Source organism: Neobacillus kokaensis (genome assembly GCF_014656545.1).
GTDB lineage: Bacteria > Bacillota > Bacilli > Bacillales > Cytobacillaceae > Neobacillus > Neobacillus kokaensis.
This window is the reverse complement of sequence record NZ_BNDS01000014.1, coordinates 58,797-75,453: the sequence shown is the minus strand read 5'-3', so window position 1 is coordinate 75,453 and position 16,657 is coordinate 58,797. Positions and strand designations below refer to the sequence as shown.

General features: G+C 37.5%; 13 protein-coding genes and 1 pseudogene. 12 read left to right on the top strand and 2 right to left on the bottom strand.

Annotation, left to right across the window (positions count from 1 at the left end; genetic code table 11):
• Window positions 1-82 precede the first annotated feature (82 nt).
• The 4 genes from IE222_RS16110 to IE222_RS16095 all read left to right on the top strand — a co-directional run bounded on the left by IE222_RS16110 (window position 83) and on the right by IE222_RS16095 (window position 5,084).
• The gene (locus tag IE222_RS16110; RefSeq protein ID WP_191274526.1) at window positions 83-1,351 is read left to right on the top strand and encodes a cytosine permease; all 1,269 of its coding nucleotides are present in this window, start codon (window positions 83-85) and stop codon (window positions 1,349-1,351) included.
• Window positions 1,348-2,451 carry an S-methyl thiohydantoin desulfurase family protein gene (locus IE222_RS16105; RefSeq protein ID WP_191274524.1) on the top strand — a complete coding sequence of 368 codons (1,104 nt, stop codon included), beginning with the start codon at window positions 1,348-1,350 and terminating at the stop codon, window positions 2,449-2,451. The genes IE222_RS16110 and IE222_RS16105 overlap by 4 nt, the downstream gene beginning before the upstream one ends.
• A complete protein-coding gene (locus IE222_RS16100; RefSeq protein ID WP_191274522.1) occupies window positions 2,444-3,994 on the top strand; it encodes a hydantoinase/oxoprolinase N-terminal domain-containing protein in 1,551 nt (516 codons plus the stop codon). The genes IE222_RS16105 and IE222_RS16100 overlap by 8 nt, the downstream gene beginning before the upstream one ends.
• A gap of 382 nt (window positions 3,995-4,376) precedes the next feature.
• Entirely contained in the window at window positions 4,377-5,084 is a 708-nt protein-coding gene (locus IE222_RS16095) for a hypothetical protein (protein WP_191274520.1), read from the top strand.
• 606 nt (window positions 5,085-5,690) lie between these two features.
• Here the strand turns inward: IE222_RS16095 and IE222_RS16090 are convergent.
• Window positions 5,691-7,064 (bottom strand): sigma-54 interaction domain-containing protein, encoded by a 1,374-nt coding sequence (locus IE222_RS16090; RefSeq protein WP_191274519.1) that lies wholly within the window; start codon window positions 7,062-7,064, stop codon window positions 5,691-5,693.
• A gap of 195 nt (window positions 7,065-7,259) precedes the next feature.
• Between IE222_RS16090 and IE222_RS16085 the strand changes: the two genes are divergently transcribed.
• From IE222_RS16085 to IE222_RS16050, 7 genes and pseudogenes are all read left to right on the top strand, one after another.
• Window positions 7,260-8,243 carry a proline racemase family protein gene (locus tag IE222_RS16085; RefSeq protein WP_191274518.1) on the top strand — a complete coding sequence of 328 codons (984 nt, stop codon included), beginning with the start codon at window positions 7,260-7,262 and terminating at the stop codon, window positions 8,241-8,243.
• A gap of 84 nt (window positions 8,244-8,327) precedes the next feature.
• Window positions 8,328-9,265 (top strand): annotated as a pseudogene (locus IE222_RS16080) (proline dehydrogenase family protein).
• Between the two features lie 137 nt (window positions 9,266-9,402).
• Window positions 9,403-10,755, top strand: coding sequence for a branched-chain amino acid transport system II carrier protein (gene brnQ, locus IE222_RS16075; protein ID WP_191274517.1), 1,353 nt, complete (start codon window positions 9,403-9,405; stop codon window positions 10,753-10,755).
• Between the two features lie 52 nt (window positions 10,756-10,807).
• Window positions 10,808-12,376 (top strand): L-glutamate gamma-semialdehyde dehydrogenase, encoded by a 1,569-nt coding sequence (pruA, locus tag IE222_RS16070; RefSeq protein WP_370465059.1) that lies wholly within the window; start codon window positions 10,808-10,810, stop codon window positions 12,374-12,376.
• 910 nt (window positions 12,377-13,286) lie between these two features.
• A complete protein-coding gene (locus IE222_RS16060) occupies window positions 13,287-13,886 on the top strand; it encodes a TetR/AcrR family transcriptional regulator (RefSeq protein ID WP_191274516.1) in 600 nt (199 codons plus the stop codon).
• Between the two features lie 38 nt (window positions 13,887-13,924).
• A complete protein-coding gene (locus IE222_RS16055) occupies window positions 13,925-14,056 on the top strand; it encodes an anti-repressor SinI family protein (protein ID WP_191274515.1) in 132 nt (43 codons plus the stop codon).
• Window positions 14,057-14,321: 265 nt separating this feature from the next.
• A complete protein-coding gene (locus tag IE222_RS16050) occupies window positions 14,322-14,738 on the top strand; it encodes a hypothetical protein (RefSeq protein ID WP_191274514.1) in 417 nt (138 codons plus the stop codon).
• Between the two features lie 216 nt (window positions 14,739-14,954).
• On the opposite strand, the gene IE222_RS16045 is transcribed toward IE222_RS16050, so the two are convergent.
• Window positions 14,955-15,887, bottom strand: coding sequence for a DsbA family protein (locus IE222_RS16045; protein ID WP_191274513.1), 933 nt, complete (start codon window positions 15,885-15,887; stop codon window positions 14,955-14,957).
• 182 nt (window positions 15,888-16,069) lie between these two features.
• On the opposite strand from IE222_RS16045, the gene IE222_RS16040 reads away from it, so the two are divergent.
• A complete protein-coding gene (locus tag IE222_RS16040) occupies window positions 16,070-16,642 on the top strand; it encodes a TetR/AcrR family transcriptional regulator (protein WP_191274512.1) in 573 nt (190 codons plus the stop codon).
• Window positions 16,643-16,657: the final 15 nt, after the last annotated feature.

The window sequence follows — 16,657 nt, the reverse complement described above, 5'->3', positions numbered from 1 at the left end:
TTTCATTTTCGAAAAAGACTCTCCTCTATTTTTCTTTTATAATAAGAAAAATCAATTTATTAAGAAACACAGGAGGGACGATATGGGAAGTGATCGAAAATATCAGTCATGGTTTAGTCTAGGAATTATCTGGGCTGGGGCGCTGGTTTGCATACCAAGCCTTTTAGTAGGAAATGCACTGATAAGTGGCATGAGCCTACCAAAAGCATTATTAGCAACGTTTGTTGGATATTCAATCGTAGTCCTGCTCATGATTCTGCAAGGGATTCAAAGCAGTGATTTAGGTAAGCCAGCCGTTCAAGTCGCTGGCCAAGTTTTTGGTAAGAAAGGGTCACGGACCATAATATCCATTATTTTGGCAATTGCCTGCTTAGGCTGGTTTGGAATCCAAGCCAATGTTTGCGGGGCTGCGTTAGCTAGTTTGTTAGCTGCATTTAATATTAGTGTGCCAGTTCCATTAGCCTCTTTCTTTAGTGGGATGGTGATGGTAATATCGGCTATTTACGGAATAAAAGTACTAAGAGTATTAAGTTATATTGCCGTACCTTTATTAGTTGTCATTTGTGTGTATGGTTTGGTTCACACTTTGACAGGAGAGCAATTACAGGTAATTCAGGATTACAAACCAAAAGGGAATATGAGTTTTATGGATGGGCTGGCCGTAACGATTGGTTCCTTTGCATTAGGTGCGGTGATTGCAGGTGATTATTCTCAATTCTCAAAAAAACGTTCGGATGTTATAAAAGCAGCAATCTTTGGAATTATTCCAGCTGGAGTGCTAATGATTGGAGTAGGAGCTGTTTTAACGATCGCCTATCAAACAAGTGATATCACAGCTGTCTTTTTAAGAATCGCAACTCCATTTATTGGTGGTGTCGCATTAATTTTAGCTACATGGAAAACAAATCTGGTAAATGCCATTTCGGGTGGCTTTGCATTGATTAATGTTTTTAACACCTCCAAAGAAAAGGAAAAGTTAGCAGTCGGTATTGCTGGAACAATTGGGACCGTGTTGGCTGTAGTAGGCATATTAAATTACTTCACACCTATTATGTCTATCCTTTCTGCGATGATTCCGCCAGTAGCCGGTGTCATGATTGCTTCTTATTGGGTGATGAATAAAGGCAATAAACATTGTTGGAAAGAAATAGAAGGCATAAATCGTTTAGGGGTTTTTTCTTGGCTGGTTGGAGCAGTCATTGCCAGTCTTCCCGTTGTGTTATCTTTATTTCCAAGTTTGCCGCAAATATCTAATCAGCCATTGATTGGGATAGTCATTTCATTTGTTATTTACTATGTTGGACAACATTTTACTGCTCAAAAAACAGCTATATTGGAGGAAAATAAATGAGATATTTAGATAAAGAAGCTATTGAAAATATCGCCGTTGGTGCTGCATTTTTAGGTACAGGCGGAGGAGGAGATCCTTATATAGGGAAATTAATGGCGCTTTCTGCAATTGAAAAAAATGGACCTGTACGGTTATTTTCTGTAGATGAAATTGAAGATGAAGAATTTTTTATTCCCGCAGCAATGATGGGAGCGCCATCTGTTTTAGTGGAGAAATTCCCAAAAGGGGACGAGTTTGTTAAGGTTTTTCAAAAGCTCGCTAAGTATTTAGGAAAAGAGAAAATTGCAGGAACGTATCCCATGGAAGCAGGCGGAGTGAATTCCATGGTTCCAATTGTAGTGGCAGCACAGCTTGGTTTACCGCTAATTGATTGTGATGGTATGGGAAGAGCATTCCCAGAATTGCAAATGGTAACATTTCACTTAGATGGGATCTCAGCTACACCAATGGCGATAACAGATGAAAAAGGAAATATAGGGATTTTTGAAACAATTAATAATAAATGGACAGAACGTATAGCTCGTGCAGCAACTGTTGAAATGGGAGCCAGTTCATTGGTTAGTTTGTATCCAACGACTGGTGCTCAAATCAAAAAGAGTGGAGTTCATCATATCATTACGCTTTCTGAAAAGATTGGTGAAATTATTTCCTCAAAACGCAGAGAGTCAAAAGAAAAACTTCAAGAATTGTTAAAACTGGTTTCTGGCTATCAATTGTTCCAAGGTAAAATTGTGGATGTTATTCGAGAGACCAAGGGTGGCTTTAACCTTGGGAAAATGGATCTCGAAGGAATTGATGTGAATAAAAACGAAAATATGAAGGTGCATTTTCAAAATGAAAATCTAATTGCAGAAAAAAATGATCAAGTGGTAGCTATGACTCCGGATTTAATTTGTCTAGTGGATTATGAAACGCTATTACCTGTTACAACTGAAAGTTTAAAATATGGAAAACGTGTACGTGTGATTGGATTACCAGCTCATCAAAAATGGAGAACAGCAAAGGGGATTGAAACAGCAGGTCCGAAATATTTTGGCTATGATTATGATTATGTTCCAATTGAGGACTTGGTTGAAAAGGTGGTTATCGAACATGTATAGAATTGGAATTGACGTTGGCGGCACAAATACAGATGCTATAATTTTAGATCAAAATCATCATTTAATTCATAGTGTAAAATCTCCAACAAGTTTAGATATTAAAACGGGTATTGAAACAGCTTTACGTAATTTATTAAAAGAAGTAAACATTGATAAGTCCAAAATTACCCATGCCATGTTAGGGACTACGCAGTGTACAAACGCTATTGTAGAACGTAAAAAATTAGCCAAGGTCGGTGTAATTCGTTTAGGATATCCTGCAACTGCCTCTGTCCTTCCATATACTGCCTGGCCAAAAGATATGGTTGAAAACCTTTCAGGGAACTATTGCTTAGTTCATGGCGGTTATGAATACGATGGTCAATTACTGAGCGAACTTGATGAGGGTGAGATTAAAGCACATTTGGAGGAATGGCAGGAGAAAGTGGAATCAATAGCGATTGTTGGGGTTTTTTCCTCCATCAAGAATGATCAAGAACTCAGAGTTCGAGATCTTATACATGAAGTATATGGAGAAGAATTTCCTGTTTCTTGCTCTTCGCAGATTGGTTCTGTAGGTTTAATTGAACGTGAAAATGCAACGATTTTAAATGCGGCATTATGCAAGGTAATAAAAACGACAACCGAAGGGTTTGTACATGCATTGGAAGAAGAGGGAATTACTAATGTAGAAGTGTATTTATGCCAGAATGACGGAACATTAATGTCGGTCGAATATGCTAAACATTTCCCTATATTAACCATTGCATGCGGACCAACAAATAGTATACGAGGTGCTTCATATTTAGCACAGATTAAAAATACGATGGTCCTTGATGTTGGCGGTACCACATCCGATATCGGGGTATTACAAGATGGGTTTCCAAGAGAGTCTTCTGTAGCGGTTGAGGTAGGTGATATCCGAACCAATTTTAGAATGCCGGACATAATTTCTGTTGGACTAGGTGGAGGAAGTATTGTTCGTGTAGACAATGGCACAATTACTGTGGGTCCTGATAGCGTAGGATACAAGATTGGTGAAGAAGCACTTGTCTTTGGCGGTAATACACTCACTACAACGGACATCGCTGTTCGTCTTGGCTTGGCTGATGTGGGTGATAAGAGTTTAGTAGAACATATTGATGAAGAGTTCGCCAAAGACGTTCAATTAAAAATATCATCACTAATTGAACAGGCTATTGATAAAATGAAGACATCCTCAGAAGATGTTCAACTGGTTTTAGTAGGCGGGGGCAGTATTATTATTCCAGACTCTATTCAAGGGGTCTCCAATATTATTCAAGCTGAGAATGGTGATGTAGCAAATGCGATTGGTGCATCCATTGCTCAAATCAGCGGGCAATATGAGCAAATCTATATCTATTCTAGAGAACCACGCGAGGAATCATTGAAAGACGCACAAGCAAAGGCAGTGAAACAAGCTGTATTAGCTGGAGCGGCTGCTAATACGATTGAATTAGTTGAAGTGGAAGAAACTCCACTTGCTTATCATCCAGAAAACGCAACGAGATTAAGAGTAAAAGTTGTCGGAAGAATGGAATAGATTTAACGGTATCATCATTAGCTTCGTTTTGTAAAAGTCCTATAAACAACTTATTTTAATAGGGAAAACCACTAAGTTAATCCATACAGGAAATAGAGAATGACCGAATATCTTTCTTTACTAAGCAAGAGGATACCCATAGGTTAAGCAACTTAGGGGGTATCTTCTTTTTTATAGTAAAGGAGAAAGAGGAATGCATTTCTGTGATAACAACTATAGTAATTGGTGAAAGATTAGGCGGTAAGGAGTTTCTATTAAACACAAGTTTATGCTAAATTGTTTTTCTTAATTAAGGATTGAAGGATGCCTGCGTATCGCTGGGCGATATGACCCTTGCAAATCATTCTAAAAACCTTCATAGTAATAGAAAAGGAGGTTCGATATGCGAAGCGATATAAAACCAAATGAACAAGCTTTCTCTACTAAGGAAGTGGCTGAAGAAGTAGGTATTGCAACTCCCACTGTACGGAAGTATGGCCAAATCTTAGAGCGGAATGGATATGAGTTTTTGAAAGATGGTGATCGCCGTATCTTTGTTCAGTCAGACATCAAAGCGCTTATAGCGTTACGCGATACGGACAAGCCGCTGGACGATATGGCTAAAGACCTTGTGTATCAGCAAAAGGAAAGATTAGAAGAATCCAATGAAATAGAGATTGCGATACCCGGTACATATGAAAATTTACCTTATGATTCGAGTCAATTAAAAGAGGCCTTAATGTTTTTAGTCAATGAACTCGCAGTTACACGAGAAATGAATGACAGACTGACAAACGATATGGCACAGCTTAAAACAACCGTTTCCCGACTCCAGCAGGATCATCATGTTATAAGTGCCACTATTGGAAATTCAGCAAAAAAAACGAACACTAAAATTGAAAAATTAGCAGAACAGCAAAATACCAACTACGAAACATTGTTGCAGCTAGAAAAACAAAAAAGTGAACTCTTACAAAAGGAAATACAAAATATGCGGGACGAACAGAAAAAAGAATGGAGTTCACAAAATGAATTTAATAAACGATTGGAAGAAGCGATACAAAAGCCTAAAGAAAAACGGGGATGGCTTTCCTCCCTATTCCGAAAATAAGATGTTAAGGCAGTTAAGAAACTCAGTCAAAAACAAGAGTCATTCTTAATAGAGTTCTACAAGACATGGGGCGTATCGCTCCTATTTTTGTTCATATCGCTGGGCGATATAATCGTAAATATATCCCCGGAACCTTCGTCTTTTAGGAAAGAGAATCACGATATGCGATACGATATACATCGGAAAAAACGAGCATCATTATCCAATAAGCGGAAATGTAGTTACCGCTGTTTTGGCCGAATTTAAAAGGGAAATTGATACAAGGGTGTGAAAGAGTTCGCCGTATCTGAGTACACTCACAGCGCTTATAGCGGCAGGCGATACGTCAAACCGCTAGACGTTTCAGCAAAAGACCTTGAATATCAGCTAAAAGAAAGATTAGATGAATCCACTGAAACGGAGATTGTCATAGCCGCTATACATGAAAATTTCCCCTGCACTTCTTTTCCATCTTTATAATATATAAGTGATAAATTATAGTTAATGTCTACTTAAACATAAGGAAACTTTTCGGTTATCAAAATTCACTATTATTCAAATTTCAACAAAATTCCCGGGAAATATCTACAAATTATGAGTAGATATCGACAAAAAATAGAAGCTTGTTTAAAGTTGGATATTATACTGTTTAATTTTACTATATAAGCTAACCCTGGATATTCCCAATATTTTTGCGGCTGCACTTTTATTGCCAAAGGTTTCCTTCAGTACTGCTTCAATTCGGTCCTTTTCTAATAGAGCTTTTTCTTTTGCCAGCCCTTCCTTACCTTCCTTTTTACCTGTGGATTTTGGAAAGAGCGTTAGTATATCTTCCGCTTGGATAACAGGTTTGTCTGTAAAAATAATTAATCGTTCAACCACATTTCTAAGTTCACGGACATTTCCGGGCCACTCGTAGTTTTGGAACATCTCCACAGCACTGTCTCCAAGCGTTGGAATTTCCTTTTGATACTTTGTAGAATACTCCTGAACAAAATTTCTCACTAATAGCGGGATGTCCTCAATTCTTTCCCGAAGCGGCGGAAGGGCTAAAGTAACTACATTTAACCGATAGTAAAGATCCTCGCGAAAGGTACCTTGTTTCACCATGTCATCTAAATCTCTGTTGGTGGCAGCGACAATTCTAATATTTACTTTTATAGGCGTATTACCACCAATGCGATAGACTTCTCTTTCTTGCAGGACTCTTAATAATTTAACCTGCATATCGAGGGGAAGCATGCCAATTTCATCTAAAAATAATGTACCGCCATCGGCCATTTCCACTTTACCCGGCTTACCATCCCTATGTGCACCAGTAAAAGATCCTTTTTCGTATCCAAAAAACTCGCTTTCAAAAAGGGCTTCAGGAATAGCGCCGCAGTTAATAGGAATAAACGGCTGATTATTTCTCATGCTGGCTTCATGGATGCCTTGAGCAAACAGTTCCTTGCCGACGCCGCTTTCTCCGAAGACGATCACTGTTGCGTCAGTTTTTGCTACCCTTAGCGCTAATTCCTTTGCAAGATGGATTGCATCACTATGCCCTTTGATTTCAGCTAAAGGGCCAATTTGTTCCTGTAATTTATATTGTTGTTTTATTTTTTGTAATTGTGTTGCTTGTAAAGTTAATTTTTCATTTAACTGAACAATATTCGTAATATCTTGATCAATAGAAATGGCCCCTATTAAATCTCCTTTTTCATCAAAAATGGGAGCTGAACTGATTAATACATGCTTGTCCGGCCGAGGTTGGTGATATACGTTATAGACGGGTTTCTTCGTTTCTAGTATCTCAAGTAATTTTAAATCCCTTTTTTTAAAAAACTTACTTATTTTATTGTGTTTAATTTCCTCTAAAGGGATTCCATAAATCTCTTCTGCCTGAGTATTCCAATATTCAACCTCTCCTGACGAATTAATAATGGTAATAGCATCTGAGCTGGTTTCTATTAAAGTTTTTAAATAATAGTAGGAATGTTTTAGGGAATGAGTTGTCATAATCAGCATCCTTATTAAAGTGAATGTAAAGTGTAAATGTAAAATTTACAACATTGTAAAGTTATTAAACATTATTATTGTACGTTATTGTCCAAAAAACAGCAATATATGAGGTTAAAGGGTCTCTTTCATATTGGCACGATATTTGCAAAATAAAATATATACAAACAATTTTGCTAACGGGGGGATCAATGAATGGTGACATTAGAGGGTTATATCGAAACAATTGATGCTCATGCCATGGGCGAGGCAGCTAGAATAGTCGTGGGCGGTATACCAGAGATCCATGGACAGTCTATGATGGATAAAAAAAACTATATGAAGTCCACTATGGACCATATAAGAAAGCTGCTGATGCATGAACCTAGGGGACATCTAAATATGTTCGGAGCTATATTAACCGAGCCTTGCCAGGAAAAATGTGATATGGGCGTCATATTTATGGACAGCGGCGGCTATTTAAACATGTGCGGCCACGGAACGATTGCATCGGTTACAGTGGCAATTAATAATGGCTTAATTGAAAAAAAGGAAAAAGTATTACTAGATACGCCCTCTGGAATGGTTGAATGCTATGTATCGTATGAGGGTAATAGGGTAAAAGAGGTTTCATTTATTAATGTACCGGCCTTTGTACTAAAAAAGAATGTAAGCGTTTATGTAGAGAATACTGGTTATGTATATATGGATATAGCATTTGGCGGCAGCTTCTTTGCAATTGTGGATGCAGAGCCATTTAATCTGAAGCTGACGATCGATGAACAAGACAAAATTGCCGCTCTTGGGACTGCTATTAGAAAGGCAGCAAATGAACAATTGACTGTTATCCATCCTGAAATTCCAGAGATTAACACAATCGATCTTGTAGAATTCAGTTTAAAATTAGGAAAAAATTATTATCGGAATACAGTTGTTTTCGGCGATGGACAAATTGATCGTTCACCTTGCGGAACAGGTACATGTGCAAAGCTTTCGACATTGACCCTTGATTGTGGTGAGCATATTATTCAGGAAAGTATTATTGGGTCGCAATTCAAAGGAGTGATAGTAGATTACACAGTGGTTGAAGACTATAAAGCTATTATTCCCAAAATTACAGGATCAGCTTGGGTGACGGGGATTCATAAATTCTCATTGGATCTATCTGACCCATATAAGGAAGGCTTTTTATTGAAATAATCAGTAGCATAATTATTTTTTTACACGGAGGGAACAACAGTGGGACTTACTAGAGATTTTTTTATCCATCTTTCACAAAATAAAATGTTAAACAGCGGGGCTAAACGCTGGGGATTAAAGCTGGGGGCACAGTCAGTTGTTGCGGGTACGAATATTGCAGAAATGGTGGAAAGTGTTAAGACATTAAATGCGAATGGTATTTCAGCGACAATTGATAATTTAGGTGAATTTGTTTTTAAGAAGGAAGAAGCACTTGAGGCAAAGGATCAAATTTTGAAAGTGATTAAGGCTATCCACGAACATGACCTGGATGCTCATATTTCTTTGAAGCCAACGCAGCTCGGCTTGGATATTGAATTTAAGTTTTGCCTCGAGAATCTAAGGGAAATTGTCTCTTTAGCCCATAAGTATAACATATTTATTAATTTTGATATGGAGGATTATGGCCATCTAAAGCCATCCTTTGATATTTTGGATGAACTTTCTAAAGAATACGATAATATTGGTACGGTCATTCAGCGTATTTCTATAAAGCTGAAGAAAATATTAAGAAATATAAGAACTATCGGTTAAGAATTGTAAAAGGCGCATATAAAGAACCCGAAAACTTAGCTTATCAGGATAAAAAGGAAATTGATCAAAACTTTATTCGTTTAATTGAATACCACTTATTGAATGGAAAATTCACATCAATTGCAACACATGACCATCACATTATTAATCATGTAAAGGCTTTTGCCGAGAAACATCAAATTTCTAAAGATAAATATGAATTTCAAATGCTTTATGGATTCAGGAACGATTTACAGTTGGAGCTCGCGAAGGAGGGATATAACTTCTGTACCTATGTGCCGTTCGGGAAGGATTGGTATGGTTACTTCATGCGGCGTCTAGCAGAACGTCCTCAAAATTTAAATCTTGTATTTAAACAACTGTTTAACAAGAGAACTAATACTTTATTGGGAATTGGCACCGGCGCTTTTATAGCCGGAAGAGTAAGCAAAAAGAAAGCATCGAGATAAATGACTTCCCTTCCAAATAACGGCATTTTAATCTGCTTGTATAATTTATAATTTCATATAAAAATTGAATTACTATTGATGAACAAAAAAGGGGATGCTTTTTTCACATTCCCCTTCCATAAAAAGGAGGAAGCTTAATGGATAAAAAACTGCCTTTTTCTCAAGTGCTGGCGATTGGACTTATGCTGTTCTCAATGTTTTTAGGTGCCGGTAATGTAATTTTTGCTCCAATGGTAGGTCAGCAGGCGGGAACAAATGTCTGGATTGCTATGGCTGGATTTTTAATTACAGGTGTCGGTTTAGTTTTATTGGCAATCGTTGCGTTAACCCGCGGAGGCGGTACGGTGGAAAGACTTGCAGGAAGAGTAAGCCCGCTTTTTGCAACGATATTTTCTATTTTACTTTTCTTATCGCTTGGTCCCATTTATGTTATTCCACGGACCACTTCTGTTGTATATGAAATTGCTGTAAATCCTTTAGTTCAAAATAAGTCAAATACAAGTCTTTATTTATTTACTTTCTCTGCCTTATTTATTATCCTGACGATTTACCTCTCCTGGAATACTTCCAAGTTTGTTGATCGACTAGGAAAAATTATCACACCAATTTTTTCAATATTATTAATAGTACTAATTGCTAAGTCATTTATTACTCCGATGGGAAGAATCGGTGAGCCGCAAAAGGATTATTTGAGCGGTGTATTTATAAAAGGGTTCACTCAAGGGTATTACACAATGGACGTGCTTGCGGCTTTTGTTTTTGGAGGTATTTTTATTAAAACGATTAGTTCTTTAGGCATCCATTCTGAAAAGGAAGTGTCTAAGCTATTTATTAAAGCAGGTTTAATCACCATTATTGGATTAGTTGCTTTGCAAATGTCAATGGCATGGATAGGTGCTACCAGTGTGGAGGCAATTGGCTTTAAAGAAAATGGGGGAGAATTATTAGCCCAAAGTGCCATGGCCCTGTTTGGCCAAGTTGGAATTTATATGATTGGAACCGTTATCTTTTTAACAGGAATCACAACAAATGTTGCATGTTTAGCTGCTGTTGCTGAATATTTTGAAAGGATTGTTCCTTCCGTTTCTTATAAAAAGTGGCTCATTATTTTTTCTGCTTTAAGTTTAATCATTACAAACTTTGGTTTAAATACCATTTTAACTTTGGCATCGCCTATACTTCTGCTGCTTTATCCATTAGCCATTGCTTTGATTGCCTTAATCTTTGCGAATAATCTATTTAACGGACATAAAACAGTTTATTCCGCTACTATGATTGGAGTTGGCTTTGTAGCAATACTTGATGCATTAAAGGAGGCAAACATTGCACCGGAAACTATTAATCATGTTTTTGGTTTTATCCCATTATTTACAAATGGCACAGGATGGATTGTTACAGGGATTATTGGATTTTTGATGGGGCTTTTTATAGCAAAAGCCAGGAAAGAACCTGCCATTTTGATAGATATTGCAGGCCAAAAGATTAATTAAGAAAATCTAGCATAAATACACAAATCTAAAAAAAGTAAGAGGAGAGATTCTTATGATTACTCAAGAAAAAAACATTGTAAAAGCTTATAAACATGAACCATTTACTGATTTTTCAATAGAAGAAAATAAACTTGCGTTTGAGGGTGCCTTAAAAATTGTTCAATCACAATTAGGCAAAGAATATCCGCTTGTAATCGGGGGCCAGCGATTTAAGACCAATAACGAAACCGTTTCTATTAATCCAAGTAATAAAAATGAGGTAATCGGCACGGTTTCTAAAGCAGATAAAGAATGGGCAGAAAAAGCAATGCAAGCAGCCCTTTCTGCATTTGAAACATGGAAGTTTGAGGACCCGAAGATCCGCTCCTCTATTTTATTCCGTGCTGCAGCTATTATCCGTGAGCGTAAGCACGAGTTCTCAGCATATCTTGTAAAAGAGGCAGGGAAACCTTGGAAGGAGGCGGACGCTGATACAGCGGAAGCGATCGATTTCCTAGAATATTATGGTCGTCAAATGCAGCAATTAAAAGACGGTGTACCAGTTCAAAGCAGGGATGGGGAAAGTAATAAGTATTCTTATATCCCGCTAGGAGTAGGAATAATCATTTCACCATTTAATTTTCCGCTCGCCATTATGGCAGGAACTGCTGCAGCGGCTATTGTAACTGGAAACACTATCCTTCTCAAACCTTCTGACCATACACCGGTTGTAGCAGCCAAGTTTGTTGAAGTGTTAGAAGAAGCAGGCCTTCCTGATGGCGTCATTAATTATATTCCTGGAGATGGTGCAGAGATTGGTGATTATCTTGTGGAGCATCCTAAGACACGTTTTATTTCATTTACAGGCTCTCGTGAAGTAGGCTGCCGCATATATGAGCGTGCAGCGAAAGTACAGCCGGGTCAAATTTGGCTGAAGCGTGTTATAGCTGAGATGGGTGGCAAGGACACGGTATTGGTGGATAAAGATGCTGATTTGGATTTAGCAGCTTCTTCTATTGTTTATTCTGCTTTTGGCTTCTCCGGACAAAAATGTTCAGCCGGCTCTCGTGCGGTCATCCATCAGGATGTATATGATGAAGTACTTGAGAAGGCTGCCGCATTAACAAAAACATTAAAAGTAGGCTGCCCTGAAGATGTAAATACCTACATGGGACCTGTTATCAGCCAAGCTGCTTATGATAAGATCATGAAATATATCGCAATCGGCAAGGAGGAAGGACGTTTAGTAACGGGGGGAGAAGGAAATCATCAGGATGGTTACTTTATCCAGCCAACCATTATTGCAGATGTAGACGAAAATGCACGTTTAATGCAGGAAGAAATCTTTGGTCCCGTTGTTGCTTTCTGCAAAGCAAGAGATTTTGACCATCTAATGAAGGTTGCAAACAACACAGATTATGGTTTAACCGGTGCATTAATTACGAATAATCAAGAGCATATCAAACGGGCGGAAAAGGAATTTCATGTAGGAAATCTTTACTTTAATCGCGGCTGCACAGGAGCCATTGTTGGATATCAACCGTTCGGAGGATTTAATATGTCAGGTACAGACTCCAAGGCTGGCGGTCCTGATTATCTCATATTGCATATGCAGGCTAAAACAACGAGTTTAATGCTATAACAAATAGAAAAATATTTGCTATTTCCCTATATCAAAGGAAAAATCAGGGGAATATAAGAATTAAGAGGTTTTCCATTAGTTGAGCAAACTTACTGGAAGCCTCTTATTTTATTTTCTCCGCTAAAAAGGGCGACAAAACTATACTAAATAGTATTCCATAAAAAGGACTGAATGGAGCCTTTTTTGTTTCGTATCGCTAGGCGATATGACCTTTGCATTATAAATCTAAAAACTCTCCTATTAATAGAAAAGGAGGTTCATATGCGAAGCAACATACAACCAAATGAACAAGCTTTCTCTACCAAGGAAGGAGCAGAAAAAGTAGGGATTGCAGCTCCTACTGTTAAGAAAGTATAGCCAAATCTTAGAGCGGAGTGGATATGAGTTTTTGAAGGAGGGGAATCAACGTATCTTTGTTCATTCAGACATCGTAGCGCTTATATCGTTAGGCGATACGGCCAAGGTGTAAAGTAGAGTTCATAACACTTAAGGAAACTAAATAAAAAGGAAAAATTCTTTTGTTTCGATTATTAGGTTTACTATATTTCAACTTTCAACAAAATTCCCGGGAAATATCTACAAATTATGAGTGAATATCGACAAAAAATAGAGGAGCTTGGTGTTTTAAAAAAGCGGGATTGCTCCCGCCCATTTATTTTTCATCAAACTTTAACTTTCACACTTCCCCTTTTTCTGTTAGATTCAACACATCATTTTCAAAGGATTGTACCATACATGTTTAAGGGAACGTATTAACAATGAAGCTTTTTCTCCTATTGTAGTATAGAAGAAGTTAATAAAATGCTTGGAGGCAGTCTTTTTTATCAACTATTTCGTTGACAAAAAGGTATTTTCTGTAAGATAATACTCATGAGTAATATAATTTTTATAAAGACAAGAGGCATGCATAATGGGTCAACGTGGCAGACAGAAAGGATCGGTTGGGGTCAAAAGTAAAGAGGCGATTCTTACGATTGCAGCAGAAGAATTCGCAGAACATGGATTTCATGAAACAAAAATAAGTACGATTGTAAAAAAGGCTGGTCTAACGCAACCAAGTTTTTACCTCTATTTCTCCAGTAAGGAAGCTATCTTTCAAGAACTCATACATACATTTCATCACAAACTAATCCATCTAACGAAAAACAGTAGAATAGAACCAAATCTGGATAAAAACATACTCGCTTCTAAAATAGCTAGAGGTCTGATTTCAATTTTTAAGTTCTTTGATGATCATCGTCACTTGACGAAGATTGGCTTTTTCATCGCGGACGAAGCGGAGGAAATAAAGCGAGGGATGGTAGCGCATATTACTGAGAATCTGCTAGCGGAGCAACAAGATAAATACTTTCGGCAGGATTTAAATATGCAAATAGTTGCAGAGTGCATCATCGGTGCCATAGAGCGACTCACCATCACGAAGCTATTCACAAATGAAAGTACTCCACAGCAATTAGCAAACGAAATTGTGGATATCTATTTATATGGACTGCAAAACACGGAATCATAAATAAATATATGGGGGCGAGGAAGATTAAATCGGAAAACATGGTCGATCTGTTGGTACTGGACGAGGAATGGGTAGGTTTAATTATCGAAGCAAAAAATATGGGGATGCAACTTGAAGAGGTGAGGAGTTTTTTAGAAAAAATAGTAAAAGATGATGGAAATAAAGGATAGGAATTACCGCCGAGAAAGTTAAAAAATCTCATCATATTCGCTTGAAAAATAGTGCAACGGCAAAAAACACTTCCAATGGAACTAAGGAGTGGTTTTTTAGAAAGTTATTCTTTTCATTCAATCATAATGTCCTCCAATGAATAGCAGAAGTTTTCCTACTATAAATTCTAATATCAGCCGTTAAAATAGTAATATTCCCTCGCTCCCTATAATTGGTTATAATGGGTATATAAATATGGTTAATGAGAGCGGGGGGATTGGCAAAATGCATACGGTTCTTACATATGTAGTTTCCCTTATTGTGATTATAATTTCAGTTTTTATTACCCTTTGTGTCAAGTATGAACTTGAGCGCCTGTTTCGTGAAAAAAAAGATGTGGCCCCTTTTCATATATGTAATGTTGTCATTATTTTAATGGTTTCTTTTGCGGCACAGGCTGTAATGAATAATTACTTCTTTGGGAATGAATTCAAATTGCTGTTGCCGTTAGTGATTCTCATGATTATGATCATACCAATTTATGTTCTAGGCCACTTTGCCTTTGAAAAATATAAATCAGTTTATCGCAAATACGATACGGCTGAGAACGGGAAAGTTCTTGTACTTAACGAAAGGTACGTTAAAAAGAAAAAGCTGCCTGCAAAATTAAAAAATTATAATGCGGCTTCAAAAGATAAATAATAAGAGGTTTTCTTAGTGTTGAATAAACTTTTGGAGAGCCTCTTTTTTCACCTTCTGGGCTATAAATTAACAAAATTAATCATAAAAAATGGTCTCTATTGCCCAAGGCGGCGAAAAAAACGAGCTCCCGGTAAAAAGAAAAGATTTCTCTTACCCAAATCGGTAAAAAAAGAACGTGAGCAGCGCTGCCCACGTTTTTTTCTAAATATGCCGTGATTATTCTTGTGTGGTTTTAAAATATGCTTCCCCTAGAAGTTCCTTCACTTCATAACTATTCGGTGTTAGCTCTTGTTCAATAAAAGAGTGGATATCTGATTTATTCACATTGTACATCACTTCAATTTCTTTCGAAAAAAGCAGTTTTTCTTTTTTGAGCAGGGTTGAAAGGGATGGCTGCTGTTTTGGCTGCAGTTCTTCTCTATTTAGAACTTGTTTTAATCCTTCAACATAGTATTCAAATGGACGGCTGCCAACAATTTTTATGCCTTTGTTTTCTTCATTGATTACGACGATCGTTGGAAATCCTCTGACACCCAGGCTTCTTGCAAGAGCGAAGTCTTCATTCAATAATTGCTGCCCGAGTGGCTGCTCTGCTTCCTTTACAATGGCTTTTCCATCAAGTCCAAGTTTATTTACAATTTCTATCATGACGGACGGTTCGGCAATATTTTGATTAAATGCAAAAAGAGCCTCCCTTGCACGGCGTAAGTATTCATACGCTTTTTCGTCATTATGATTTTTTTGTATGACTTTAAATACACGTGAAGGCGGGTAGGATGATTGAACTGGATTGTCAATCATGAGTGCCCCATCGATAGGCATCCGTGAGTATTCTCCAACTTCCCTCCAGTGGCCGGCAACATCAGCAGGTCCTGAAATACCGTTTGCCGGATCAACTGGTCCGTCTCCCCATTTTTCCAGCAACCCTCCCATAACAGTGTGGAAATTGAAATAATCGCCATACTGCTCGGTAAAACGGCGAAGAACTGGTTCAAGTGCCCAGCAGTGAGAGCAAATGGGGTCCGTTACATAATAAACTTCAATGGACTTTTTAGGCTGATTCAAATCAATCATTTCCATCTCTTCTTCGCCAGATACCCCACATACACCTGTTTCCAAATCGCAAATCATATTATTTTTGTTCGTCATGTTCATTTTCCTCCCTAAACTATAACTTTGTTTTACTTTATCTATGTTTTAAATAGGTCCACTTATTTGCTTTACAATTGTATCTTAGTACATAATTTAAACCATCAACACCAATAGTTCGGTGGATTTGTCGTTTATCCAACACATTGTAAAAATTGTTGAAAAAGTGGGAGGGATAATGAGTGACGCAATCAAAAACGGACCCCCGGATTGTGCGGACCCGCAAATTAATCATGGATTCTTTCATTGAACTTTCGGGTAAAAAGGAATTCAAAGATATTACCGTTAAGGATATAACAACAGAGGCCATGATTAATCGGGCAACATTCTATTACCATTTTGAAGATATATATGACTTATTGGAAAAGGTCTTATCAGAAGTATTGTTGATTAATTTAGATTACGAGGTCTTTGAGAAGAACGAACTGAATGAAGAATCGATTGTTAGTATGTTCATAGCTATAACGAACTTCCAAACATCCTTATCCAATCGCTGCCATCGAGGATACGAGGATACTATTGCACGAATTATAAGGGAACAGCTTGAAATTACACTTTATAAAATGTTGGTAAAACAACATACAACGGAAAAGGATGAAGCCTTAAAGACTGCTACTGTTATGTTGAGCTGGGGAATTTACGGTGCTTCAACAGAGTGGAGAAGAAATAGTGAGAAGGTACAGCCGCCGGAGGATTTTATCAAATCAGTTGTTCCCTATATCTTGCATGGAATCGGATTTGGGTCTAGAGACTAAAATTATAATGCTGTG